The 22,926-nt window shown below is 58.6% G+C and carries 23 protein-coding genes, 1 pseudogene and 1 riboswitch; of the genes and pseudogenes, 13 read left to right on the top strand and 11 right to left on the bottom strand.

All coding sequences use genetic code 11. From position 1 onward, the window contains the following. Positions 1-171: 171 nt before the first annotated feature. On the top strand, positions 172-1,851 hold the full coding sequence (gene ettA, locus ACTQV3_RS04130) for an energy-dependent translational throttle protein EttA (protein ID WP_055251458.1): 1,680 nt from the start codon (positions 172-174) through the stop codon (positions 1,849-1,851). Between the two features lie 59 nt (positions 1,852-1,910). Here ettA and ACTQV3_RS04125 read toward each other — a convergent pair whose 3' ends face one another. Together ACTQV3_RS04125 and ACTQV3_RS04120 are read right to left on the bottom strand one after the other, a co-directional pair. Then, entirely contained in the window at positions 1,911-3,218 is a 1,308-nt protein-coding gene (locus tag ACTQV3_RS04125) for a hypothetical protein (RefSeq protein WP_441535842.1), read from the bottom strand. A 139-nt stretch (positions 3,219-3,357) separates the two neighbouring features. Continuing rightward, positions 3,358-4,302, bottom strand: coding sequence for a hypothetical protein (locus tag ACTQV3_RS04120; RefSeq protein ID WP_441535841.1), 945 nt, complete (start codon positions 4,300-4,302; stop codon positions 3,358-3,360). A gap of 203 nt (positions 4,303-4,505) precedes the next feature. Between ACTQV3_RS04120 and ACTQV3_RS04115 the strand changes: the two genes are divergently transcribed. The 4 genes from ACTQV3_RS04115 (at position 4,506) to ACTQV3_RS04100 (ending at position 10,096) form a co-directional block, all read left to right on the top strand. Then, the gene (locus ACTQV3_RS04115) at positions 4,506-6,485 is read left to right on the top strand and encodes an NAD(+) synthase (protein WP_441535840.1); all 1,980 of its coding nucleotides are present in this window, start codon (positions 4,506-4,508) and stop codon (positions 6,483-6,485) included. 118 nt (positions 6,486-6,603) lie between these two features. Next, complete coding sequence (locus tag ACTQV3_RS04110) at positions 6,604-7,767, top strand: pyridoxal phosphate-dependent aminotransferase (RefSeq protein ID WP_154517336.1); 1,164 nt, start codon at positions 6,604-6,606, stop codon at positions 7,765-7,767. Between the two features lie 201 nt (positions 7,768-7,968). Next, positions 7,969-8,919, top strand: a complete 951-nt coding sequence (locus tag ACTQV3_RS04105) for an L-lactate dehydrogenase (RefSeq protein WP_441535839.1) — start codon at positions 7,969-7,971, stop codon at positions 8,917-8,919. A 172-nt stretch (positions 8,920-9,091) separates the two neighbouring features. Then, on the top strand, positions 9,092-10,096 hold the full coding sequence (locus ACTQV3_RS04100; protein WP_118377194.1) for a nucleoid-associated protein: 1,005 nt from the start codon (positions 9,092-9,094) through the stop codon (positions 10,094-10,096). A 56-nt stretch (positions 10,097-10,152) separates the two neighbouring features. On the opposite strand, the gene ACTQV3_RS04095 is transcribed toward ACTQV3_RS04100, so the two are convergent. From ACTQV3_RS04095 to ACTQV3_RS04080, 4 genes are read right to left on the bottom strand one after another with little or no spacing between them, the layout of a single operon-like run. Next, positions 10,153-11,481: an SPFH domain-containing protein gene (locus tag ACTQV3_RS04095; protein WP_441535838.1), complete on the bottom strand. Its 1,329-nt coding sequence runs from the start codon at positions 11,479-11,481 to the stop codon at positions 10,153-10,155. Between the two features lie 55 nt (positions 11,482-11,536). Further along, positions 11,537-12,334, bottom strand: a complete 798-nt coding sequence (locus ACTQV3_RS04090; protein WP_441535837.1) for a zinc ribbon domain-containing protein — start codon at positions 12,332-12,334, stop codon at positions 11,537-11,539. Positions 12,335-12,364: 30 nt separating this feature from the next. Further along, a complete protein-coding gene (locus tag ACTQV3_RS04085; protein WP_441535836.1) occupies positions 12,365-12,751 on the bottom strand; it encodes a hypothetical protein in 387 nt (128 codons plus the stop codon). A 45-nt stretch (positions 12,752-12,796) separates the two neighbouring features. After that, entirely contained in the window at positions 12,797-13,567 is a 771-nt protein-coding gene (locus tag ACTQV3_RS04080) for a hypothetical protein (RefSeq protein ID WP_441535835.1), read from the bottom strand. 201 nt (positions 13,568-13,768) lie between these two features. Here ACTQV3_RS04080 and ACTQV3_RS04075 point away from each other — a divergent pair, with 201 nt between their 5' ends. Both ACTQV3_RS04075 and ACTQV3_RS04070 read left to right on the top strand, forming a co-directional pair. Beyond that, positions 13,769-14,167 carry a hypothetical protein gene (locus tag ACTQV3_RS04075; RefSeq protein ID WP_441549998.1) on the top strand — a complete coding sequence of 133 codons (399 nt, stop codon included), beginning with the start codon at positions 13,769-13,771 and terminating at the stop codon, positions 14,165-14,167. Next, on the top strand, positions 14,164-14,508 hold the full coding sequence (locus ACTQV3_RS04070) for a type II toxin-antitoxin system RelE family toxin (protein WP_441535833.1): 345 nt from the start codon (positions 14,164-14,166) through the stop codon (positions 14,506-14,508). Before ACTQV3_RS04075 ends, ACTQV3_RS04070 begins: the two co-directional genes overlap by 4 nt. 276 nt (positions 14,509-14,784) lie before the next feature. On the opposite strand, the gene dapD is transcribed toward ACTQV3_RS04070, so the two are convergent. Genes dapD through dapA form a run of 3 tightly spaced genes read right to left on the bottom strand, consistent with a single transcriptional unit; the run spans position 14,785 to position 18,586 of the window. Then, positions 14,785-15,504 (bottom strand): 2,3,4,5-tetrahydropyridine-2,6-dicarboxylate N-acetyltransferase, encoded by a 720-nt coding sequence (gene dapD / locus ACTQV3_RS04065; protein WP_441040967.1) that lies wholly within the window; start codon positions 15,502-15,504, stop codon positions 14,785-14,787. 39 nt (positions 15,505-15,543) lie between these two features. After that, on the bottom strand, positions 15,544-16,284 hold the full coding sequence (gene dapB, locus ACTQV3_RS04060; protein WP_441535832.1) for a 4-hydroxy-tetrahydrodipicolinate reductase: 741 nt from the start codon (positions 16,282-16,284) through the stop codon (positions 15,544-15,546). Continuing rightward, entirely contained in the window at positions 16,277-18,586 is a 2,310-nt protein-coding gene (gene dapA, locus ACTQV3_RS04055; RefSeq protein WP_441535831.1) for a 4-hydroxy-tetrahydrodipicolinate synthase, read from the bottom strand. The genes dapB and dapA overlap by 8 nt, the downstream gene beginning before the upstream one ends. Before the next feature lie 65 nt (positions 18,587-18,651). Continuing rightward, positions 18,652-18,820: riboswitch (Lysine riboswitch) on the bottom strand. Positions 18,821-18,964: 144 nt separating this feature from the next. On the opposite strand from dapA, the gene ACTQV3_RS04050 reads away from it, so the two are divergent. From ACTQV3_RS04050 to ACTQV3_RS04035, 4 genes are all read left to right on the top strand, one after another. Continuing rightward, positions 18,965-20,152: an N-acetyldiaminopimelate deacetylase gene (locus ACTQV3_RS04050; RefSeq protein WP_441535830.1), complete on the top strand. Its 1,188-nt coding sequence runs from the start codon at positions 18,965-18,967 to the stop codon at positions 20,150-20,152. A 100-nt stretch (positions 20,153-20,252) separates the two neighbouring features. Continuing rightward, positions 20,253-20,534, top strand: coding sequence for a type II toxin-antitoxin system RelE/ParE family toxin (locus ACTQV3_RS04045; RefSeq protein WP_427747940.1), 282 nt, complete (start codon positions 20,253-20,255; stop codon positions 20,532-20,534). Next, on the top strand, positions 20,506-20,847 hold the full coding sequence (locus tag ACTQV3_RS04040) for a HigA family addiction module antitoxin (RefSeq protein WP_427727846.1): 342 nt from the start codon (positions 20,506-20,508) through the stop codon (positions 20,845-20,847). The genes ACTQV3_RS04045 and ACTQV3_RS04040 overlap by 29 nt, the downstream gene beginning before the upstream one ends. An 83-nt stretch (positions 20,848-20,930) precedes the next feature. Next, the gene (locus tag ACTQV3_RS04035; protein WP_441549786.1) at positions 20,931-21,200 is read left to right on the top strand and encodes a hypothetical protein; all 270 of its coding nucleotides are present in this window, start codon (positions 20,931-20,933) and stop codon (positions 21,198-21,200) included. A 165-nt stretch (positions 21,201-21,365) separates the two neighbouring features. On the opposite strand, the gene ACTQV3_RS04030 is transcribed toward ACTQV3_RS04035, so the two are convergent. Continuing rightward, entirely contained in the window at positions 21,366-21,938 is a 573-nt protein-coding gene (locus tag ACTQV3_RS04030; RefSeq protein ID WP_441535828.1) for a tyrosine-type recombinase/integrase, read from the bottom strand. Positions 21,939-21,950: 12 nt separating this feature from the next. Beyond that, entirely contained in the window at positions 21,951-22,136 is a 186-nt protein-coding gene (locus tag ACTQV3_RS04025; RefSeq protein WP_441535847.1) for a tyrosine-type recombinase/integrase, read from the bottom strand. 20 nt (positions 22,137-22,156) lie between these two features. On the opposite strand from ACTQV3_RS04025, the gene ACTQV3_RS04020 reads away from it, so the two are divergent. Together ACTQV3_RS04020 and ACTQV3_RS04015 are read left to right on the top strand one after the other, a co-directional pair. Continuing rightward, positions 22,157-22,405: a hypothetical protein gene (locus ACTQV3_RS04020; protein ID WP_441549787.1), complete on the top strand. Its 249-nt coding sequence runs from the start codon at positions 22,157-22,159 to the stop codon at positions 22,403-22,405. 179 nt (positions 22,406-22,584) lie between these two features. Next, positions 22,585-22,926, top strand: a pseudogene (locus tag ACTQV3_RS04015) (IS21 family transposase); the annotation flags it as partial.

Raw genomic sequence — 22,926 nt, 5'->3', positions numbered from 1 at the left:
TAGCGTACGCAGTTCATAGTATGTTCCGGGGGACTTTTCCCAGGTAGTATTAGGGGGTATGGGCAACCGTGCCCCTTTTTCGTTACGTTTCAGAGCTGGTTTTCTCATCTCGTTTCCACTAAAGCGAAACAAGAATAGGGAAACAGCAGGTAGAAAGGATAAAACAGGCAAATGGCAGAGTTTATCTACCAGATGTATCAGGCTCGCAAGGCTCATGGCGACAAGGTGATCCTTGACGACGTGACCCTGAGCTTCTATCCCGGTGCCAAGATCGGCGTCGTGGGCCCTAACGGTATGGGCAAGTCGACCCTGCTCAAGATCATGGCCGGCATCGAGGAAGTCTCCAACGGCGATGCCAGACTTACCCCCGGCTACACCGTGGGTATCCTGCAGCAGGAGCCGCCGCTCGACGACGACAAGACCGTCATCGAGAACGTGCGCATGGCATTTGGCGACATGATCGCCAAGGTCGATCGCTTCAATAAGATCGGCGAGGAGATGTGCGACCCGGACTGTGACATGGATGCCCTCATGGCCGAAATGGGCAAGCTCCAGGACGAAATCGATGCCGCCGATGGCTGGGATATCGATTCCAAGCTCGGCCAGGCTATGGATGCCCTGCAGCTGCCCGATTCCGACATGCCGGTCAACGTGCTTTCCGGCGGAGAGCGCCGTCGCGTGGCCCTGTGCAAGCTGCTGCTCGAAGCTCCCGACCTGCTGCTGCTCGATGAGCCCACCAACCACCTGGACGCCGAGTCGATCCTGTGGCTCGAGCACTTCCTGCACAACTACCAGGGCGCGGTGCTTGCCGTCACACACGATCGCTACTTCCTGGATAACGTTGCCGAGTGGATCTGCGAGGTCGACCGTGGTCACCTCTATCCCTACAAGGGCAACTACTCCACGTATCTGGAGACCAAAGCCGCCCGTATCGAGGCTCAGGGTAACCGCGACGCCAAGCTCGCTAAGCGCATGGAGGCCGAGCTCGAGTGGGTACGCTCCAGCCCCAAGGCCCGTCAGGCCAAGAACAAGGCCCGTCTGGCTCGCTATGAGGAGATGGAGGCCGAGGCCCGCGCAAGCCAGAAGCTCGACTGGACCGACATCCGCATCCCTGTGGGCCCGCGTTTGGGCAACAAGGTGCTCGAGGCCCATCACCTGCACAAGGAGTTCGACGGTCGCGTGCTCATCGACGACCTATCGTTCACCCTGCCGCGCAACGGCATCGTGGGCGTCATCGGTCCCAACGGTGTGGGCAAGACCACGCTGTTCAAGACCATCGTGGGCCTGGAGCCGCTGACTTCGGGCGAGCTCGAGGTGGGCGAGACCGTCAAGATCTCCTATGTCGATCAGAACCGCTCCGGCATCGACCCCGATAAGAACCTGTGGGAGGTCGTCTCGGACGGCCTGGACCACATGATGGTCGGCGAGACCGAGGTCCCCAGCCGCGCGTACGTGGCGAGCTTTGGCTTTAAGGGCCAGGACCAGCAGAAGCGCGCTGGCGTACTTTCCGGTGGCGAGCGCAACCGTCTGAACTTGGCGCTTACGCTCAAGCAGGGCGGCAACCTGCTGCTCCTCGACGAGCCCACGAACGACCTCGACGTCGAGACGCTGTCCTCGCTCGAGGCGGCACTGCTCGAGTTCCCGGGCTGCTCGGTGGTCATTAGCCACGACCGTATGTTCCTGGACCGCGTCGCCACGCACATTCTGGCGTGGGAGGGCACCGACGAGAATCCGGGCAACTGGTATTGGTTCGAGGGCAACTTCGAGGCCTATCAGGCCAATCGTATCGAGCGCCTGGGCGAGGACGCAGCCCAGCCGCATCGTATTCACCGCAAGCTGACGCGCGATTAGTCGAGCTCAGGTGACCTAACGAGAAAGGGACGATAACCTTGAGGGTTATCGTCCCTTTTTTACTTGGTAGAAGGCTCGACTTTGTCGATGGTCCAGGTGGCTCCGAGACCGCCGGTGGTGTTGCGGCGGATGCGCACGGTGACTTCGTGGCGCTCGCCGGCCTGCGTGTAGCGCAGGGGGAAGCTTGCGCGGTTTCGCGCGGCCTCGATGGTACCGCGCTCGCGGGCGATCCAGTAGTACTCGCCGACGATGCCGAGCGTGTCGGCGCCGTAGGGGAGATAGGTCGACAGCTGGTGTAGCAATGGGCCGGGACAGAAGACCTCGGTTGTGAAATCGACGGGGAAGTCCTCGGGGATGGTCGGTGCTGCGGGTGTGGTGACAGGTACCGCAACGGGGACCGGAGCCGGTGCAGGTGCGGGAATCTGGTCACAGGCAGATGCGGATGCGGACTCGATGGCAGGCTCAGGCGCTGTTTCCGGCTTAACTGCGAAATCCGTCGGTTCCACGGAGACGGACGTGTCTGCGGTCTCGGTTTTGGTATCGGTTCGCGGGGCATCCTCTGCCTCGACAGATGGCTTTGCCTCGATGGGCGTGGAGGCCATGGTGGTGATGCCGGCGTTTGCGTTCTCGGGGTCATAGACGACCGTGAGCGAGATGGCGGGCTGCGGCGTCTCGGGCTCTGGCGTCGACTCGGTAGCGTCTTGATCGTCGGGCTCGTCGGACTGATCGTCCTCGGGCTCGTCGCCAAAGACATCGCTGTTTTGGAACGCAGACGTCTCGGGTTGGTTGGCGGCTTCTTCGGTTGTCGACTTGGGAGCCTCCTCGAGCTCCGCAGTGGCTTCCTGCTCTGATATGACTTCGGGATCGGTCGTGGCGGCGATTTCGGTTTCGGCTCCTGCTGTTACCTCAATAGCGACTTCGATCTCTGTCTCGGGCTCGGGCTCTGGCTCCGGAGCGACTTCGGCCACGGGCTCTGGCTCGGGACGCTTAACGTGCTTGGGACGCACGGCCTTGAGGTCCTTCTCGCCGCGCTTTTTCTTCTTGTAGGACTGCTTGGCTCCCTTGGCAGCCTTGGGCTTGTCCTCGCCCTTGGCAAGGGCGGCATCCCAGGCCTCGTTGGCGATGACGGTGGCATACAGACGGCCGCCCTTAAAGACGGTAAGCTTAATGCAGTCGTCGAGCTCCTCGAGCAGCTCGCGCGTGGACTCAAAGCCCAGGTCATAAGCGGCCATGTCGCCAGCGGCGAGTGCCTCCTCGACCTGCGTCATAAACGTTTGCTTACCGCACCCAATCGCGTCGCGCAGCAGGCGATACAGATAGATGTGGTTGCCCAGCGATAGTGCGGGCTTAACTATTGTCTTGCTCATGGCAAATCTCCTCTATACACACCAAAGCATCTTACCATCGCATGGGGCTTGCCATCTCGTCGCCCATGGCAAAAGGGCGCGACCGTTTGCCGGTTCGCGCCCGTTATGCAGGTCGGTTATCTATGAGAGGCAAACGTGCTTAGTTGCCCGATGCCGTGCCTTGGCTCGAGCTGTCAGATGCCGTGCCAGATGCGGTGCCGCTCGAGCTGCTATTGTTGCCGCTGTCGGTTGTGTCCGTTCCCGACGTGTTGCCGCTCGTCTGGTCGCCCGTGCTCGGTTGAGAGCCGTCGGTCGTTTGGCTTGAGTCAGTCGTGCCGGATTGCGTGCCGCTGTTGTTCACAGAGGAATCGGCGCCCTGCGACTGATCGGGGGCGTTCGAGGACGAATCGGTGGATGCGGAGTCGCCCTGCGAGTCGTCCTGCTGGCTTTGCGATTGATCTGAGCTATCCGCGTCGTGCTCGGTCGTGCGCGACGATAGGATTGGCTCGGGGCGCTCGCCCAGACCCTCACCGGCGGTGGTGATAAGGATGGCGCCAGCGCAGGCGATGACCGCGACGATGGCGATGGCGATCGAGAAGACGATGACCTTCTTTTGCGTCTGGCTGCGCTCTGCCGCCGCCTTGGCACGCAGACTGTTGGGGGCGACGCGCGCCGTGGTCGCGCGCCCCGCAACCTGGCGCATCTCCTGCGTAGTCGCGGCGCCGCCCAGGTGCTCCTCGGCATTAAGGTCAACGGGCTCATAGGCGCCGGCAGGGTAGTCGACGGCGGCGTGCGTACCTTTGAGGGCGTTGGCGCTGGCAGAGATAAAGTGGCGGTAGACCTGCGAGGACACAACGGTGATGACCGAGCTCACGGCGGCACCGATCACCGATCCGGCGATGCCGATCTTGGAAGCAAGTGCGACGCTCGTGGCGGCAGCTGCGGCGCCGGCGATGATTTGGGGAATGGAAATGTCGTCGAACAGGCCCTTTTTGGGCGCGATGGCCATGGTCTGTCCGATGGAATGGTTTTCGTGAACGCCGTTGTTGAGTGCGGCCGGTGTCATGACGCGCGTGCGCGGCGCGTCGGTGTACTTGGTTGTCATACGGGGCCCTCCCGGTGTAAATCTGCTTCGTTTCGTGTAGCCATCAGGGTACCCACCAGATGTGAATCGTACGTGACATTTAACAGATACCATCAACTCATCAATAGCTCACCAAATTGGTGGGATGGGGTTACACCCGGCGGTTGAACTACAATAGGGCTTGCTAATTGTTGTGAATGGCGTCTACGCACGGGAGCATTCTTATGAATCTTCACCTTTCTCAGTCTGATGGCTTTTTGCGTGTGGCGGCGGCCTCGCCGCGGATTCGCGTGGCCGATGTCGAGGGCAATGCCGAGGTTGCGCTGGCGGCTGTTCGCGAGGCGGTCGAGCGCGGTGTTCGTGCTCTGGTGCTGCCCGAGCTTAATCTGTGCGGCTATACCGCGGCTGATCTGTTCCATAACCGCACATTACTGCATACCTGCGAGACTGCACTGGCACATATTCTCGATGAAACCCGCGAGCTGCCGATTGTCTTTACCATCGGTCTTCCCGTTGCGGTGGCCGAGAATATCTACAACTGTGCCGCCGTGTGCTGCGCGGGCGAGCTTTTGGGCCTCACGGCCAAGAAGTATCTGCCCAACTATGGCGAGTTCTATGAGCGCCGTTGGTTTGCTCCGGCGCCCGCCGATCCTGTTTGGGTTGAGTTTGCCGGTCAGGGTCCGGTTCCGCTGGGTTCGGGGCTTGTCTACCGCTGCTGTGATGAGGGCGCCGAGGATTTGGTACTCGGTATTGAGGTCTGCGAGGACCTGTGGGTGCCGGCGCCCCCTTCGACCGAGATGGCGCTTGCCGGTGCGACGGTGATCCTCAATCCGTCGGCCTCGGACGAGATTATCGGTAAGGCAGACTATCGCCGCAGCCTCATCTCCAATCAGAGTGCGCGCCTGTACTGTGCCTATGCCTATGCAGACGCGAGCGAGGGCGAGTCCACGACCGACATGGTCTTTGCAGGCGAGAACCTCGTCTACGAAAACGGTTCGAAGCTCGCCGCCACGAAGCTCCTCACCTGCGATATGGCGGTGGCCGACGTTGACCTCGACCGTCTGGTTGCCGAGCGCCGTCGTTCGACCACGTGGACGCGCGCGGATGATGCGCCGGAGGCCACGATTGTTGAGTTTTCGTTTGAGGGCATGCTGGCCGAAGAACCTGTCCTGCGTGATGCGCTTGACATCGACCGTGTCTTCCCCCGCGCGCCCTTTGTGCCGGCCGACCATGGTGACCTGGCCGGGCGCTGCGAGACGATCCTCAATCTGCAGACTGCCGGCCTCAAGACTCGCCTTGCCCATACGGGTACCAAGGCTGCAGTCATCGGTCTTTCGGGCGGCCTGGATTCCACGCTGGCACTGCTTGTGACCGTGCGTGCCTTCGATGCATTGGGGCTGCCGCGCACGGGTATCACGGCGGTTTCCATGCCCGGCTTTGGCACGACACATCGCACCAAGTCGAATGCCGAGTCGCTCGCTCGCGACCTGGGTGTGAGCTTCCGCGAGGTTTCGATCCACACGGCCGTGGAGCAGCACTTCAAGGACATTGAGCACGACCCGGCAGTTCAGGACGTGACCTACGAGAACAGCCAGGCCCGCGAGCGTACGCAGATTCTGATGGATCTGGCTAACCAGGCTGGCGGTTTTGTCATCGGCACGGGCGACCTGTCAGAGCTGGCGCTCGGCTGGGCTACCTATAACGGCGACCACATGAGCATGTACGCCGTCAACGCGAGCGTGCCCAAGACGCTTGTGCGCCATCTAGTACGTTATGCCGCTGATGTCTTTGGCGGGCGTATTGCCGAGGTCTTGCTCGATATCCTCGATACGCCGGTGTCCCCCGAGCTTCTGCCGCCCACGGGCGACGGTGAGATTGCTCAGAAGACCGAGGATTTGGTGGGCCCGTACGAGCTGCACGATTACTTCCTCTATTACCTGCTGCGTTTTGGCTTTGAGCCGGGCAAGATCTACCGTATGGCGCTCAAGAGCTTTGAGGGTGTCTATGACGCCAAGACCGTCCACACGTGGTTGCGTACGTTCTATCGTCGCTTCTTTGCCCAGCAGTTTAAGCGCAGCTGTCTGCCCGATGGTCCCAAGGTGGGCTCGGTGACGCTCAGCCCGCGCGGCGATTGGCGTATGCCGAGTGACGCCAGCTCGCGTCTGTGGCTTGCGCGGATCGACGCGCTCAATCCAATTGACTAAGGTTGGCTAAATTGAACCAATACGGGGGTTGCAAGCGTTACACTTTTGCAATCTGATGGCCCGTATCGCGCGGCGCTCTTGTCGGAGCGCCGTATTTTTTATATCGAAAGGTGGCACCATGCAGGCATCGCAGCGTCTCGACCGCTTTGGCGCGGAGGTCTTCGCCTCGCTCAACAACAAACTTCTTGCGCTGAAGGCTCAGGGCAAGACCATTTACAACATGAGCGTGGGCACGCCCGACTTTAAGCCGTACGACCACGTGGTCGAGGCGCTCACGCAGGCCGCCCAAAATCCCGAGATGTGGAAGTATTCCCTGCGCGACCTGCCCGAGCTTAAGCAGGCCGTGTGCGATTACTATGAGCGTCGCTTTGGCGTTTCGGGCATTACGCCGTCCATGGTGCAGTCGTGCAACGGCACGCAGGAGGGCGTGGGTCATTTGGGCCTGGCCCTGCTCGATCCGGGTGACACCATTCTGGTTCCCGATCCGTGCTATCCGGTCTTTGAGGCGGGCGCCAAGATCGCCGATGCCAAGCTCGAGTACTATCCGCTGGTGGCGGAGCACAATTACCTGCCCTATGTGGCGGGCATCGATCCCGAGGTGGCCGATCGTGCCAAGTACATGATCGTGTCGTTGCCCGCCAACCCGGTGGGCTCGGTGGGCACGCCCGAGGTCTACGAGGAGATCATTGCCTTCGCCCGCGAGCACGACCTGCTGATCGTCCATGACAACGCGTACTCCGACATCGTGTTTGACGGCGAGCCCGGCGGCAGCTTCTTGCAGTATCCCGGCGCGCTCGAGGTGGGCGTGGAATTCTTCTCGCTTTCCAAGTCGTTTAACGTCACCGGTGCGCGCATCGGCTTTTTGGTCGGCCGTGAGGATGTGGTCTCTGCCTTTGCCAAGCTGCGCAGCCAGATCGACTTTGGCATGTTCTTCCCGATTCAGAAGGCCGCCATCGCCTGCCTCAATGGTCCGCGCGATGAGGTCGAGGCGCAACGTCTGAAGTACCAGGAGCGCCGCGATGCCCTGTGCGACGGTCTTGAGGACCTGGGCTGGGAGCGTCCCAACGCGCATGGCTCTATGTTTGTGTGGGCCAAGCTTCCCGGTGGTCGCACCGATTCCATGGCGTTTTGCGAGGAGCTTATGGAGAAGGCCGGCGTTGTGGTGACGCCGGGCGCGAGCTTTGGCCCTTCGGGCGAGGGGCACGTGCGCATGGCGCTGGTCCTGCCGCCCGATCAGATTGCTTTGGCTGTCGAGGCCATTCGCGAGGCGGGCCTGTATTAGAAGACTATTTGGGCTCGTCAATAGCTCGAAACCGATTTCGTGCAGTTATTTTACGAATCCTGCAAACAATTTCGGTAAACGGTCGATTTTTGGCTGCGTATAGGAGCATAATCAAAGTCCCGATTGGATGTATTGGGATTACGGCAAGCCGTTCGGGTCGTTCCCGGGCGGCTTGTTTGTGGAGAGAGATGGGAGTTTCTAATGGTTAACGAGAAGAAGGTCGCTATTGTCGGCTGCGGTTTCGTCGGTTCGTCTTCGGCGTTCGCGCTGATGCAGAGTGGTCTGTTCTCCGAGATGGTTCTCATCGACGTGGACAAGAACCGCGCCGAGGGCGAGGCCCTGGATATTGCGCACGGCATGACGTTTGCCGAGCCGATGAAGATCTACGCCGGCGATTATTCTGATGTCGCCGACGCCGCCATGATCGTCGTCACCGCTGGCGCTGCTCAGAAGCCCGGTGAGACCCGCCTGGACCTGGTCAACAAGAACGTCAGCATCTTTAAGTCCATTATTCCCGAGATTAAGAAGTCTGGCTTCGACGGCATTCTGCTCATCGTCTCCAACCCGGTCGACGTTCTGACCTTCGCCGCCATCAAGATGTCCGGTCTGCCCGAGGGCCATGTCATCGGCTCCGGCACCGTGCTCGACACCGGCCGTTTGCAGCAAATGCTCGGCGCTCACGTCGAGGTTGACCCGCGCGATGTCCAGGCCTACGTCATGGGCGAGCATGGTGACTCCGAGTTTGTCGCCTGGTCCAGCGCTCAGGTTGCCGGCGTGCCGCTGAACACCTTCTGCGAGCTTCACGGCCACCTGGAGCATGAGGCTGCCGAGAAGCGCATTGCCGAGGACGTCAAGAACTCCGCCTACACCATCATCGAGAAGAAGCACGCCACCTACTACGGTGTCGCTATGGCGGTAAAGCGCATCTGCACTGCCGTCATGCGTGACGAGCAGACCGTTCTGCCCGTCTCCTCGCTCATGGTGGGCGAGTACGGCCTGTCCGATCTTGCCATCTCCATGCCGACCGTCGTTGGCCGCGACGGCGTTGTCTGCCGCGTCCCCGTGCCGCTGAACGATGACGAGCAGCATGAGCTCACCTCCTCCGCAAAGGCCCTCAAGGACATTATCGACAGCGTCGACTTTTCCTGCTAAATTCGGCTCGTATAAGCAACAGGCTACAATGAAGGCGCCCGGATCCATGTGACCCGGGCGCCTTTTTCTGCATTGGGGACAGGTTTGTTTGCACCAATCTTCGATGCGCCTGGGGCGGACTCGACCGCTATACTGGTTCGTGCCAAAAGCGATCTAGAACGGAATGCCGTATATGAAAATCAATCACGCGATTCTGCATATCCTGGACTTTGACTCTGCCGTCAACGTCATGAGCCAGCGCGAGCTGGATATCGAAAGCCGTACCGTGCGCAGCTTTGTGACCACGCATCTGCGCCGCGCACGTACCTCGGCCGACAATAAGCGCGCCACGTTTGCGGAGAACTCTGCGTTTGGCGGCGAGCTCAAGGGCTATTTCTTTGGTGAGCGTGAGTTCGTGGACTTGTCTCAGCAGATTGCGGAGTTCATCTCTTCCGAACTCACCAAGGCCGAGAAAGCCGAGTCCACTGACGTGCTTGTGGCGGACTTTGACGATGATGAAGATGCCCGCTGGTTTGCCGTGATGCTGCTGGGCTCCAAGCAGGCATTCATGCACGAGGTGGGTCGCGAAGAGGGCGAGGTTCGTAACGACATCGCGCGCCACTACGCCATTTTGCCAAACCCCTCGCAAAAGGTGCCGAGCTATGCCATCGTGCGTGCAAGCACCATGGAGATCGGCTATGTGGACAAGAAGCGCAAGATTGCCGGCGAGGACCGCATGCTCATTCCCGACGGCCTGCTGCAGTGCGACACGGGGGTTTCGGGTAAGGAGGTCATCGACACGGTGACGCGCGTGGTCGAGGAAGTCGCCGAGGAGCACGGCGCCAACACGGCCGTAGCGCTCGCCAAGGTCAAAGCCGCCGTTGCCGAGAAGGTTGAAGACGACGAGGAGCTGCCGCCTTGGGATATCGTCGATGAGGTCTTTGAGGACGAGCCGGTCATCAAGGAGAGCGTGCGTGCGGCGCTGACCGAGGAGAAGGTGCCCGAGCGCGTGCCCGTGGAGCGCAAGCAAGTCGAGCGCGCGGCCGTACGCAATCACAAGATTCGTACCGACACGGGCATCGAGATCAGCTTCCCGGCCGAGATGGGTTCGAACTCCGAGTACATCGAGTTCGTCAACGAGCCCAACGGCCTGATCTCCATCGAGCTCAAAAACATCGGTAGCATCGAGAATCGATAAAAGATAGTGGGCTGAAGGAATTGCCCTTCAGCCCACTATCTTTTTCTCTATTTCATCTATTTCTCTTGCTGTGGGATGGGTGGCGGAGTTGTTGACCTGGCGAACAAATCCGCCAACTCTTGAATGCTTCCCGCGGATTGCCAGTCGGCCATACCTTGCTTCCACACCAACGTCGAAGCGTTCAATGAGCCTGCGGTGCTCATTTGCTGAAGTGCCTGAATGGGAAAAGGCCCGGTGGTTTTGTCGCCATTGGCAACAAAGTAGCTATTTCGGGGTAGAGGCGGCGGAGCTTGAACGCCGGTTCCCAGCAGGCTGTTCATGTTGCCTGCAATATTCTGCCCCAGGGCACCCCCGATGGCTATCCCTGCTGTGATTCCAGCCATATTCAATCCTGAATCTGGGGCTATGCCCCCAGCTTGGCCGCTTCGACCAAGAGCCTCTGCGCCCGCAACACCGACAGCAGTTTGCGCCTCAATTTGATAAGCGGCCATATTGGAGGATTGAGTCTGCTTGTGAATGCCGTACTGAGATTCCTCACGTTCAATGCGGAGTTGCTCTGCCAGGTTCTGCATTTTTATTTGCTGGGCATCATGAATGGTTTTTATATCAGCCTCTGCCTTCGCCCTGGCGGTTGCAGCTGTGATATCGCGGGTGACGGCCATTAGCTGTTTGAATTCCTCGCTGTCCTTATCGATATCAATTGCAGCGATATCGACGCTGGACAGTTCAACCCCGAATAGCTCATTGAGTTTCTCTGAGAGCGCCTCGATTGCTAGCCGGGAGATGTCATCCGTCTTGTTCCCAAGCTGTTGAACGGGGAGTTGTTGCGTTGTGGCCACGTTCGCCACGATGCCTTTGATCTTGCGTGCAACATGGTCTTTGATTTGACTCTGGAGGTCTGTGGTATCGAATTCATCGAGACGATGCAATTTGATGAAGCGCCGGTAATCGGCTATGCAATACGTGATGGTTCCTCGTACGGCGACCGGAATCCCAAACTCTGGATATCGAGAATCGAAGACGTCGAAGTACCTGACTGCAAATTTAGATTGCAGCACTTTTGCAAGGTTGATGAAATAGACTTCGGCTTGGAAAGGTGTCCCACCGCCGTATGCTTGCGCGACGAGGTTGGCTATGATCGGCAGGTTCGATGTTTCAAGGGTCTTGTCAAATGGGCCTTCGATATATTCCTGAATGAGTTTGCCGCCTCTTTGCCGGCAGACAAAAACGGCAACGGATCCCTCTCTTACGCGGAGCGACGATCCCCATCGAATCGCGTTTTCGCGACGTGCGTCATTATCGGGGCGCCATTTCCAAATCAAATAATCCTTTTGATCGCATCTGATTTGGTCCATCATTCCTGCGCTTATTATTTTTGACGACATGTTGACCTCCGAGTTCGTTGCTAGCGGCTACAAATGCGGCGGATGCGTTGGTGAATTAGTCTGCTCCGCAGGCGCGTAGGGCAAATAGGACAGCCAATAAGCCCATGAAGAGTGCAATCGAAATAATGAGGGGAATCGACGTTATGATTGCAGCGGTTTTTTTGCGATCTTCAAGTTCCTTTTCCTTACTTTCCTTCATCAGCTTGAACTGCTCAAAGTCCCTGGTATTTCCGAATAGACGTTTGGCTTTTGTATATGCTTGGTCAAACTGTGACTTCCACGCTTTGGAAATAAGTCGCTCTGATTCGCTGATTTTCGATGCATCGTGAACATCTGTATAGGGATCGATGTTCGAATTGGCGATAGAAAGGAATTCAATAAGATCCTCTTTTTCAGAGGGGATGGGAAATGACTTGATTGCACTTGCGATCTTCTTGTCAGTGGGGCTTATGTCTGTCGACGCGGTTTTTTCCTTCTTAGGACGCTTCTCTTCAATCGAACTGATGGTTTGATAGAGCCGTCCTATGGCTCCTTCGGAAGCTTCTTTGAGTTTGTAGCCGCATGACGGACACGTGTTCTCATAGGGCGAGAGCAACTCACCGCATGCTGGGCATTTGAGTGGTCCTTTATGCTTCTCCTCTGCTTCCTGTTTATTTTCATCAGACTTGCCCCGTAGCTGATTTGGCTCAGAGGGCTGCTTGGCACCGTACGGAGCGGATTTTGGGGTTTCATTGGGTAAGCCCTCGTCATCGCTGGGAGCTTTGCGCAGCCAATCCGGTACGGCCGCGCCGCAGTGACCGCAATAGATATCGCCATCGACTAGTTTATTTCCGCAGGTTATGCAATAGCGCATTGTCAGATTCCGTATCAGTAGGTGTTTGATTTAAAACAGGAAGAACATCCTGCGAAGCATGGACCAGATGACCAGGGCTATGATAACGGCTGCGATTTTTCCCTTGGTGTTAAGGGTTTTCCATTTCTTGAATCCCAATGCAGCCAGGTTTGCGAGTTCTCGACAGGTCGAATTCACCGCCGTGGACAGTTCGTCGGAATCAGGAGACTGGTTTATCTCGACATTGCGGACCGCATTTGGTTTAGCTGTCTGTATTTTTTCGTCGGTGACTTTGTTGGTTTGCGACTGTTGACTGGAGTCGAGGTGCACAGACTTTGTCTCAACGGCCTCTGGGGCATTAGCCTTATCCGAGTTCGGTTGGATTGGAGAGGGCGCTGCTTTGCCGCATTTTGTGCAGAAGGAAAGTCCTTCGCGCATTTCGGCTCCGCAGTAATAGCAGTACTTCATCTTCTAGGCCTAACTCTAATAAGGTAGATATAATGCGAAAGCAAACAAAAGGGCGATCTCTCTATGGGACTTCTTGTCGAACAGCACGACGATGGTCTTGTCGTCCTTTGGCTTGACAGCTGCGACAAGGATTCCATCCCGGTAAATCTCAGTTTTCGTTGGCTTTTTACACCCGAAAGGCTTGCTGCTCCTAGCGATGTATGGCCCGGCTACATGTTGTTGTTCGCCCGAAACGAAGCCAAGTGGGTTAAAGCTCTCCTCAAATCTATAGCTTTCATCTTGAGTGAACCTTGGCTTGGGCGTAACAAGGCGTTCAAGCAGAGATTTGGGGCGCTCCGGCGCTTCTTTTCGCTCCCTTTCACGAATGTCCTCATGAGAGATGCGCATTTGGGTCGAACTGTCATAGCTGCCCAAGTCGTCAGGATCAAATATGTTTCCATCTATAGCTTTATGCATAAATGTAAGTGTTGCTTGGGGATATCCACTTTCAGTTAAAAACGAGTAGACGGACTCATCTTCGTTTCGTTTTCCTGTGACGTGATATACGAGGCCTTTGGTTGAATTTATTACTTTGTAAGAGCGAGTTTTATTAAACGCGTCAAACGAAGACAGATCGGTTTTGCCTTTAATGAACAGCTTGGTGTCGTCCTTAGTCTTGTTCTTTTTGGGTTTGGACGATTTCGGTTGTTCAGGTTGGACCGGCGCGATTGGTATAGGGCCTCCGCAATAGCTGCAATATGATTCAGGACCATGGAGTGGCTTGCCACAATGAGGACAGAAGGGCATCGGTAACCTCGCTAAAAGAAATCAGGCGGCTTAACGGTGCCGTTAAGCTACGCTAACTCATTTAGTGTAGCTCATTGCTCTCTCTTTGATTTGTATATTTGCAATTGCTGGGGGGATCGGTGAATAGTGATGCGTCCGACAGAGAGTTCAATAAATCAAAATTAATCAAATTCTAATTTGGAAATAAATACAGAAAATATTTTGAAGAATACTTTGAAATATAATCCAGATTATTTTTTGGAGGTCAAAATGTCCCCACTTGTTCTGGAAAAACCGGTGTTTACAAAAGACCAGGTTGTTTCTGCTACCGAAGCAAGCAAGTCCTTATCCACCATTCGTAAACGCGCAAAACGCGCGCCTCAGTTCATTGCTGATCATAATGATATCGATACCGTGATTATCGACTATGCTGCCTATGAGGAAATGTACGGCGCGCTGCAGTATCTGCGTGAACTTGAGATAAATCGCATCGCTGCGGATCGAGCCAAGCATGGTCCGCATGAGTTTGTTCCGTTTGAGGACGCCTTAACTGCCGAGGAGCTCGCGGAGCTTGAGTCGATGGATCCGGACGCGATTCCCGACGAGGACCTTTTCGAATGAGCGGGCATTTTGTTGTCGGCTTTTTGAATCGAGACGTCGAGAAGGAATATCAAAAACTAGATGGATCCCAGCGCAGGCTCGTCCGTATTGCCGTCGCAAAATTAAAGACGCGCGCTGATGAAATCGGAACGCCGCTTCACGGCGAGCTCGCCGGCTGCAAAAAGATTAAATGGCGGAATGCGGGACTCAAAATGGTTTTCCGAATCCGAGAGGACGGAATGGTTGAGATTGCCGAGATTGTAGCAATAGGGCGGCGCGATCGTTCCGAGGTCTATAAGACGGCCGTAGGGCGCCTGTCAAAGCAACCCGCCATGGTTGAATACGACGGAATCCTGAGATAGGGAAGGCCGAAGCTCCGATGGTGCTTCGGCCTTTGTTGTTTTCGGCTTGGTTGCCGACATCGCGTCGTAGGTTGAGCATAAGTCAGCGAAAACGACCCAGAGCGAGCAAGGTGACGTGAAAGAGGAGGGAAGCGTACTTTTGTACGCGACCGACGATTGAACGTCAGATTGCCGCTTAGGGGCGTTTGCAGCGTCGACCGGTCCGTCGTTCGTTAGAACGACGGAACCAAAGGTGGAGCGTCGAGCCGTTACGCGGTTTGGTAAAACCGCGTAACCCTACAGCTGGCGCAGGCCCTCTTCGAGACCGGTCTTGCTGTCGGTCTTCTCGTCGCGCATCTTGATGACGCGGGCAGGGACACCGGCCACGACGGCGCCGGCGGGGACGTCCTCGACGCACACGGCGCCGGCGGCAACGACAGCACCCTTGCCCACGCGCACGCCTTCCAGGACCACAGCATTGGCGCCGATCATAACGTCGTCCTCGATGATGACGGGCGTGGCGCTGGCGGGCTCCACGACGCCTGCCAGCACGGTGCCGGCGCCAATGTGGCAGTTCTTGCCCACGGTGGCGCGACCGCCCAGCACGGCGCCCATATCGATCATGGAGCCTTCGCCAATGACGGCGCCGATGTTGATGATGGCGCCCATCATGATGACGGCACGGTCGCCGATCTCGACGCGGTCGCGGATGATCGCACCCGGCTCGATGCGGGCGTTGATGCCCTTGAGGTCGAGCATGGGCACGGCGGAGTTGCGGCAGTCGTTCTCCACATCGTAGTAGTCGATGGAATCGACGTTGGCGTCGAGGATTGCCTTGAGCTCATCCCAGTCGCCAAATACAGTCTTGCCACGGCGGCCGCCATAGACATGCGCACTGCCCCACTGGACCTTCATGCCCGGCTTTTCGCGCACGTACAGCTTGACGGGCGTCTTCTTGGGCGCGGTGGCGATATAGTTGATAATCTCCTGTGCATCCATTTCGGCTGCGTTGCTCATTTGCTGTCTCTCCTTTGGGTGGATCCGGTTGATATCTGGTTAGGCAAACATGACCTGGTCGAAGGTATAGAAGCCGTGCTCGCGGGTGACGAGTTTCTGCGCGGCTGCCAAGGCACCGTTGACAAAGATCTGACGACTCGTGGCGCGATGCGCGAGCGTGACCTCCTCGTCCTGGCCAAAGAAACTCACTTCGTGCACGCCGGCGACAGTGCCACCGCGCAGCGAGTGCATGCCGATCTCCTTGGGGTCGCGCGCTCCGCACATGCCCTCGCGGCCATAGACGGGGTGGTAGCCTGCCTCGGGCTCGGCTTCGACGACGGCGTCGAGCAGCAACTTGGCAGTGCCGCTGGGGGCGTCGACCTTTTGGTTGTGGTGCGTCTCGACGATTTCGCAGTCAAAGCCGGGCAGCTCTCGCGTGGCCTGTGCCACCAGATGACGCAGGGCTGCGATACCGATGGAGTAATTGCCGGAGTGCATGACGCGGGTGCTCTGACCCAGCTCGCGCAGACGATCCATCTGCTCGGGCGTATAGCCTGTGGTGCCCGAGACCAACGCCGTGCCCGTGCGCTCGACATAGGCGACGACGGCGTCGAAGGTCGCAACGTTCGAGAAGTCGATGATGACGTCGGCTGCCGGAGCGTTCTCGAGCTCTGACAAGTCGAAGCCGATCTGGGCGACGATGTCAAAAACGGGCTCTCCGTCAGCGTCGACAATACCCTCGGCGGTAGTGCGGATGAGCGAGCCCATGCGGCCCGTTCCCATAATGACGGTCTTAATCAAGCAGACCAGCTCCCTTCAGAGCATCGGTAAGTGCGGATCGCGTGTCGTCTGCCATGGGACACAGCGGCATGCGGTAGTTTGCCTCGATCATACCCATCTGGGCGAGCGCTTCCTTGACGGGGATGGGGTTGACCTCGCTAAAGAGGGCATTGATGAGCGGCTGGCCGGCAATCTGGATATCGCGGGCACGTGCCACGTCACCGTCCAGATAGGCGCGGCACATGTCATGTACGAGCTGCGGCTGCACGTCGGCCCACACGCTGATGGTGCCCGAAGCACCCAGACTCATGAGCGGCACGGTGAGCGCGTCCTCGCCCGAGTACATGCGGAAGTCGTCGGACAGCAGGTGGGCGATCTTGGCAGCGTAGGCGACGTTGCCCGAGGCTTCCTTAATACCCATGATGTTGGGGTGCGCGGCCAAGCGCTCCACGTTGCGCTCGCTGATGCCGCAGCCACAGCGGCCGGGGATGTTGTACAGGATGCAGGGGATGTCTACGGCATCGGCGACGGTCTTAAAGTGCTGGTAGATACCCTCTTCGTTGGATTTGTTGTAGTAGGGGGTAATGAGCAGCAGGCCGTCGGCTCCCAAGCCCTGGTAAGTGAGCGACTTGGTGAGCATGGTCTGCGTGGAGTTGGAGCCCGAGCCGGCGATGACGGGGACGCGTCCTGCAACTTGCTTGACCACCGCGGCGACAACGGAGTTGTCCTCGTCGTCGGTCATCGTGGCGCTCTCGCCGGTGGTGCCCAGGGCGAGGATGGCGTCGGTGCCATTTTGCAGGTGGAAATCGATAAGGCGCTCGAGCGCATCAAAGTCGACACTGCCGTCCTTTTTAAACGGCGTAACCAGGGCGACGATTGAGCCCTCGAGATTGCGGATGTCCATGTTCTTCTCCTTCGCTTCGGCGATCTGGATGCGCTTGTTCCATTGGGCGGCGACTGCCAGGCGCTCGTCTTGGGCGCGGTGGCGGGCACTTTCGGCGCGCGACTTGGCCAACAGTTCTCGGCCGCACGGCAGCACGTCGAGCGTGGCAAAGTAATCGCCCGGGCGCTCGGCGCGGCGGATGAGGTCGGCCGCGCCATCGGGGCGCAGCAGGACCTCGGCGGAGCGCAGCCGTCCGTTGTAGTTGTAGCCCATGGAGTAGCCATGCGCACCGGTATCGTGGATTACAAGCAGGTCGCCCATGTCGATATGCGGTAGCTCGCGATCGATGGCGAACTTGTCGTTGTTCTCGCACAGATTGCCCGTGATGTCATAGGTGTTCGTGACGGGCGCTGTGCCCTTGTCGGCGCCGCCCGGCTGACCCATCACCGTAATGTGGTGGTAGGCACCATACATGGCGGGGCGGATCAAATCGACGGCGCTTGCATCGACACCGATATAGTCCTTGTAGATCTGCTTCTCGTGGATAGCCTTGGTGACCAGGCAGCCGTAGGGGCCCATCATAAAGCGGCCCATCTCGGTGTAGATTGCCACATCGCCCATGCCTGCGGGGACCAGGATCTCGTCGTATGCCGCGTGCACTCCCTCGCCGATGGCGTGAATGTCGTTGGCCTGCTGCTCGGGCAGGTAGGGGATGCCGACGCCGCCGGATAGATTGATGAAGGCGACGTGTGCGCCGGTCTCGCGCTCCAGGCGCACGGCAAGCTCAAAGAGGATGCGCGCGAGCTTGGGGTAGTAGTCGTTGGTGACGGTGTTGCTGGCAAGGAAGGCGTGGATGCCAAAGTCCTCGGCACCCTTGGTCTTGAGCATACGGAAGGCCTCGAAGAGTTGCTCGGTGGTCATGCCGTATTTGGAGTCGCCGGGGTTGTCCATGATGCCGTTGGAGAGCTGGAACAGGCCGCCCGGATTAAAGCGGCAGCTGACCGTCTTGGGGATGGGCCCCGCAACACGCTCAAAGAACTCGATGTGGCTGATGTCGTCAAAGTTGACGATGGCACCCAGCTTGTCGGCGAGCTCAAAGTCCGCAGCCGGCGTGTCGTTGGACGAGAACATGATGTCGTGTCCCGTGATACCCAGCGAGCGGGCGATCATGAGCTCGGTATAGCTCGAGCAATCGCAGCCGCAGCCGTATTCGTTGAGAATGGAGATGAGTGCCGGGTTGGGGTTGGCCTTGACGGCAAAGTATTCCTTAAAGCCCGGGTTCCACGCAAAGGCGTCGCGCACCTCTTGCATGTTGCGGCGGATGCCCGCCTCGTCGTATAGATGAAACGGCGTGGGGAACTGCTCGACGATATGCTCGAGCGTCTTCTTGTCCACAAACGGCTGCTTGGCCGCATATGCCTCGTTGGGGGTCAATGCCATGTCCCGTAAACCTCGCTATCCAGACGGCGCCATCTGCGCATCGAATCCGCATAGCGTGGACCCAATGTCCGGATAGCGCTCCCGCATTGCTGCAGACAGTCCTGTGGGTGTTTCCCACAGGCCCACCAGGTTGTTCGTGCCCGAAAAACCCAGTTCGGCGGGTTTCGCCTCCCCACGGGGTCAAAGCCTGCCGGCTCACCCGCGGCTCTTCGTGCCCGCGCCTCTATCAAGTGGTAAAGACCCTATCACGTTGCACTTTACCAAACAAGAGTATTCGTATATAACGTTTAAAAAATGCAGGGATATGCTGGAAACATGTGCGCCGCAATCCTGTATCACAATAAGTTGCAACAGATGTGCCTCACGAAGGGATCCTCTATGACCGAGCTCCAAGAACTCCGTCGCTATCGCCGCGATCTCCATCGCATTCCGGAGCTCGATTTCGATCTTCCGCAAACCATTGCCTATATCGAGGGCGTGCTGGCACCGCTCACCTGCGAAGTGACCCATCCGTGCCCCAGTTGCGTCTGCGCTTTCTTCGACGCCGGCGTTGATGCCGCGCATGCCACGGCGATTCGCGCCGATATGGATGCGCTGCCCATTGAGGAGGCGACAGGGGCGGCCTTTGCCTCGACCCATCCCGGCAAGATGCACGCTTGCGGACATGACGGTCACATGGCCATGGCACTTGCCGCCGCGACGTATGTCGACCGTACGATTCGCGAGCAGCCGGGCGCCATGAGGCGCAACGTGCTCTTTGTGTTCCAGCCGGCCGAGGAAACGACCGGTGGTGCCAAGACGGTATGCGAGAGCGGCGTGTTCGAGCGCTATGGGGTCGACCGCATTTTTGGCTTCCATGTGTGGCCCGATCTGCCTGCCGGCACGTTGGCGAGCTGTTCCGGTCCGCTGCTGGCGCGTTCGAGCGAGACGCATATCTATATTCACGGCACGAGCATCCATATTGCTAAGACCTATGGCGTGCCGGTCGAGGAGTCGCACGATGCCGCGTTGGCGGCAGCGAAGTTTTTGGTTGCCGAGCGCGAGCTGATGGACGAGCTGGGCGGCGACGAGCCCTGTATCGGCAAGTTTGGTCTGCTGCAGGCCGGTACGGTTTGCAACGCGGTGGCGGGGGAGGCCCATGTGGCCGGAAGCCTGCGTGTGTTTACGGACGGCATGTTCGACCGGGCGCGCGAGGGCGTGCGCCGCGTGCTTGATGAGGCATGCGCTGCAACGGGCTGCACGTACGATCTCGACTTTGCCGAGGGCTATCCGCCGGTCGACAACGACCCCGAGTTGTTTGCCAGCGTCGCGCCTGCCTTGCCCGGCCTGCAGCTTGTGGAGGAGCCGCTGTTAATTGCCGAGGACTTTGCGTTCTATCAGCGCCATCTGCCGGGCGTGTTCTTCTTGCTGGGCACGGGCGTGCCAGAGGCGCAAGAAAACCCGATCGACGCAGACGGCTGCCCAGCTTATGCGATGAGCGCTCTTCACACTGATACCATGCTCTTTGACGAGGAAATTTTGCTCAAGGGCCTCGATGTCTACAAACGATTGCTTTTGCTTGGTTAATCGGCGCGGGCGCATGTTCTAGAAAATACGAACAAATGTACGGTATAATAGAGATGTATGTCTGTAGAAACGTTTGACGTTATTAACGTAAGGCGATACTATGATTGCATCGTACAAAGATGAGGATACCGAACGTTTTGCAATGGGTGTGCGGGTCAGGAGGTTCGTGCCCTTTGAGCGGGTCGCATTGAGGAAGATTCGTCAACTGCAGGTTTGTGCTTCACTTGATGACCTTCGCGTTCCTCCGGGCAATCGTCTTGAAGCGTTGAAGGGCGATCGCGCCGGCCAATATAGTATCCGTGTTAATGAGCGCTATCGGGTCTGCTTTGAGTGGAGACAGGGGATGGCTTGGAATGTCGAAATCGTCGATTATCACAAGTGATGAGACCGCGCCCGATTTGCTGTCACCGGTGACTCCTGGTGAACTTCTCAAAGAGGAATTTCTTGTTCCTATGGGCATTTCTCAATATCGTCTTGCTAAGGAGACCGGGATTCCGGCACAGCGTATTGGGCAGATTATTTTGGGGAGGCGTCGTGTTACGGCTGACACCGATCTTCGCCTTTGCCGCTACTTTGGCCTAACGGATGGTTATTGGCTGCGCGCCCAGATAGCGTTTGACCTCGAGGCGGAAAAGAGGCGCATCGAGCCGGAACTGGATAAGATCGTTCCTGTTCAGCAGGCTATCGCATTGTAGTGTTCAAAGATGTTGAGGTTGGAATGACGATGGGGCGACGCCGACAGTCTGCCGTTTATAGTCCCGGTGGGTGTGGATGCGGCTTGTTGTTGCTTCCGGTTATTGCTGTGAGCATTGGCGTTATGTTTGCGCTTGCCGGGTTGGCGGCAGCGGCACTCGTGTTGCTGATCGTGGCCATTGGCGTGACGATTTGGCTCTGCCGCAATCGTGAGCAACGCCGTGCCGACGGTAAAACCAATGTCGGCGGGGTCGTCTTCCTGATTATTGCGTACCCGCTGAGTGTCAGCTACCTGGTGCTCTTTGTCCTGTTGATGATCAGTGCCTTTACCGGGGAATCCGTAACGGTGGGTTGATCACTACTGGCAGACGGTCGCGCAAAGTGCGTTTGCTCGGCGTTTGGATAACTGCATTGGCCGTTTACCGCAACCTTAGCTCTCAGCTAATGACGTAGGGAGGCAGCGGACTCGAAAAGGCGAATAAATGCGCAGGTAGAGCGTATCGTTTCTTTTGACTTCCTCTCAGCGGGTTGCTGCCTGGTAAGAATCCGGTACGAATCGTTCTTCGGGTTGCTCTGAGGCGCCTTCGGGGGCGTTTTCTACGCGCTCACGAGGTGAGCTTACGAGGGTTAGTCGGCGCCCGCCGTTGATGACGCGGGGCTCGACTTGGACGATCGGAGTGACGGCGGGGGCGGCCTCGACGGGTTCGGAGAAGAGGTCGCTCACGACGTCTGCCGCCGCGCGCTTGGCCTCCATGTTCACGTGGGTGTAGATCTCCATCGTGATCTCGCTCGAGGCGTGGCCGGCCAGCTCCTGCATCACCTTGGGGTGCACGTCCCTCAGGGCGAGAGTGGAGAGGTAGGAGTGGCGAAGCTCGTGGAACGCCCAGCCATTGAGGCCGAGCGTCTCGCGGTCGCGCAGCCACCATGCCTCGAGCACGTTTGGGCTGAGCCTGCCCATGGTCGTGCTGAGAACGACCGGGGTGCTCTCGCTCTGCTCCAGGCGTTTTCCGGGCTTCTCGCCGTTCTTCTTCGCCGGCCTCTCCTGCTCCGCCGCGTACTCGTCAATGCGGGCCTTCTGCGCCTCCTTGTGCATGACGAGGGCGTCTCAGACGGAGTCGGGCATGGGGAGGCGCCGCACGCCGGCCTTCGTCTTGGGGTCCTTGAGGTTCCCGAAGCAGCCGTAGGACTTGCGGATCGATATGACCCGGCTCTCGAGGTCGACGTCGCGCCACGAGAGGCCGCAGACCTCCCCGCGACGCATCCCGGTGCTGACCGCGAGGAAGTACGCGATGCCGGCCTCCCAGGTGAAGGGTGGACGCCTCCACGGGCACTCCGTCGGTAACCGTGACGCTCGGCGGCACGCCGGGGGCGCGCACGTTCGCCTTCGCCTTCTCCGGCCTCAAGGGAGAGACCGGAGAGCAGGGGCCGCAGGGAGCGCCCGGACAGGACGGCGAGGACGGGGCGCCGGGCGCGACGCCCGACCTCTCGGTCTACGCGACGAAGCAGTACGTCGACCAGGCAATCGCCGCCCTGGACGACCTGAGCGAGGTGGAGTTCTGATGGCCGTGGGGACGATCCAGAGGTCGGTGCTGTTAGCGCTAATCTAAAATTGACCACTTTCGCAAACGCATCTCGCCGAATGCGCTAACGCGCTTTCGCCGACCCCGCTAACGCACTTTCACCAACTGCGCTAACGGAACTATGCTCCGATCGGGTATCCGACCCGGGAGGAGCGGGATATGGAGCGAAACGTAATGGGAGAGCTGAACGTCTACAGGGGGTCCGGCGCGAAGCCGAACTTCAGCGAGATCGCGAGGAGGCACGGCATGGACCGGCACACGGTCGCCAAGTACTGGCGGGAGGGCGAGTCCGCCGCCGACGGGAGGTCCGCGAGGGGCAGCGCCTTCGACCCGCTCGAGGAGGTGATCCGCGCGAAGGCCCAGCTGCCCGGGATGACCAAGATGGCCGTGTACGCGTTCCTGCGCGAGGGCCGCGGGGAGGGGCTGCCCGGGTACGGCGCCTTCACCGCCTGGTGCCGGGCCCGCGACGTGCCCTTCGGGGGCGCGGGCGGCCGCGAGCCG

Source organism: Collinsella sp. LCP19S3_A7 (genome assembly GCF_052121995.1).
Lineage (GTDB): Bacteria > Actinomycetota > Coriobacteriia > Coriobacteriales > Coriobacteriaceae > Collinsella.
This window is presented reverse-complemented; position numbering and strand designations above follow the sequence as displayed.

Coding starts and splice junctions, on each gene's coding strand:
- dapD (WP_441040967.1), bottom strand. CDS start 15,504: ATGAGCAACGCAGCCGAAATGGATGCACAGGAGATTATCAACTATATC.
- ACTQV3_RS04050 (WP_441535830.1), top strand. CDS start 18,965: ATGACCGAGCTCCAAGAACTCCGTCGCTATCGCCGCGATCTCCATCGC.
- ACTQV3_RS04125 (WP_441535842.1), bottom strand. CDS start 3,218: ATGAGCAAGACAATAGTTAAGCCCGCACTATCGCTGGGCAACCACATC.
- ACTQV3_RS04115 (WP_441535840.1), top strand. CDS start 4,506: ATGAATCTTCACCTTTCTCAGTCTGATGGCTTTTTGCGTGTGGCGGCG.
- ACTQV3_RS04090 (WP_441535837.1), bottom strand. CDS start 12,334: ATGCGCTATTGCATAACCTGCGGAAATAAACTAGTCGATGGCGATATC.
- ACTQV3_RS04080 (WP_441535835.1), bottom strand. CDS start 13,567: ATGCCCTTCTGTCCTCATTGTGGCAAGCCACTCCATGGTCCTGAATCA.
- ACTQV3_RS04045 (WP_427747940.1), top strand. CDS start 20,253: ATGATTGCATCGTACAAAGATGAGGATACCGAACGTTTTGCAATGGGT.
- ACTQV3_RS04040 (WP_427727846.1), top strand. CDS start 20,506: ATGTCGAAATCGTCGATTATCACAAGTGATGAGACCGCGCCCGATTTG.
- ACTQV3_RS04100 (WP_118377194.1), top strand. CDS start 9,092: ATGAAAATCAATCACGCGATTCTGCATATCCTGGACTTTGACTCTGCC.
- ACTQV3_RS04105 (WP_441535839.1), top strand. CDS start 7,969: ATGGTTAACGAGAAGAAGGTCGCTATTGTCGGCTGCGGTTTCGTCGGT.
- ACTQV3_RS04030 (WP_441535828.1), bottom strand. CDS start 21,938: ATGCACAAGGAGGCGCAGAAGGCCCGCATTGACGAGTACGCGGCGGAG.
- ACTQV3_RS04085 (WP_441535836.1), bottom strand. CDS start 12,751: ATGCGCGAAGGACTTTCCTTCTGCACAAAATGCGGCAAAGCAGCGCCC.
- ACTQV3_RS04095 (WP_441535838.1), bottom strand. CDS start 11,481: ATGTCGTCAAAAATAATAAGCGCAGGAATGATGGACCAAATCAGATGC.
- ettA (WP_055251458.1), top strand. CDS start 172: ATGGCAGAGTTTATCTACCAGATGTATCAGGCTCGCAAGGCTCATGGC.
- ACTQV3_RS04070 (WP_441535833.1), top strand. CDS start 14,164: ATGAGCGGGCATTTTGTTGTCGGCTTTTTGAATCGAGACGTCGAGAAG.
- ACTQV3_RS04110 (WP_154517336.1), top strand. CDS start 6,604: ATGCAGGCATCGCAGCGTCTCGACCGCTTTGGCGCGGAGGTCTTCGCC.
- ACTQV3_RS04120 (WP_441535841.1), bottom strand. CDS start 4,302: ATGACAACCAAGTACACCGACGCGCCGCGCACGCGCGTCATGACACCG.
- dapA (WP_441535831.1), bottom strand. CDS start 18,586: ATGGCATTGACCCCCAACGAGGCATATGCGGCCAAGCAGCCGTTTGTG.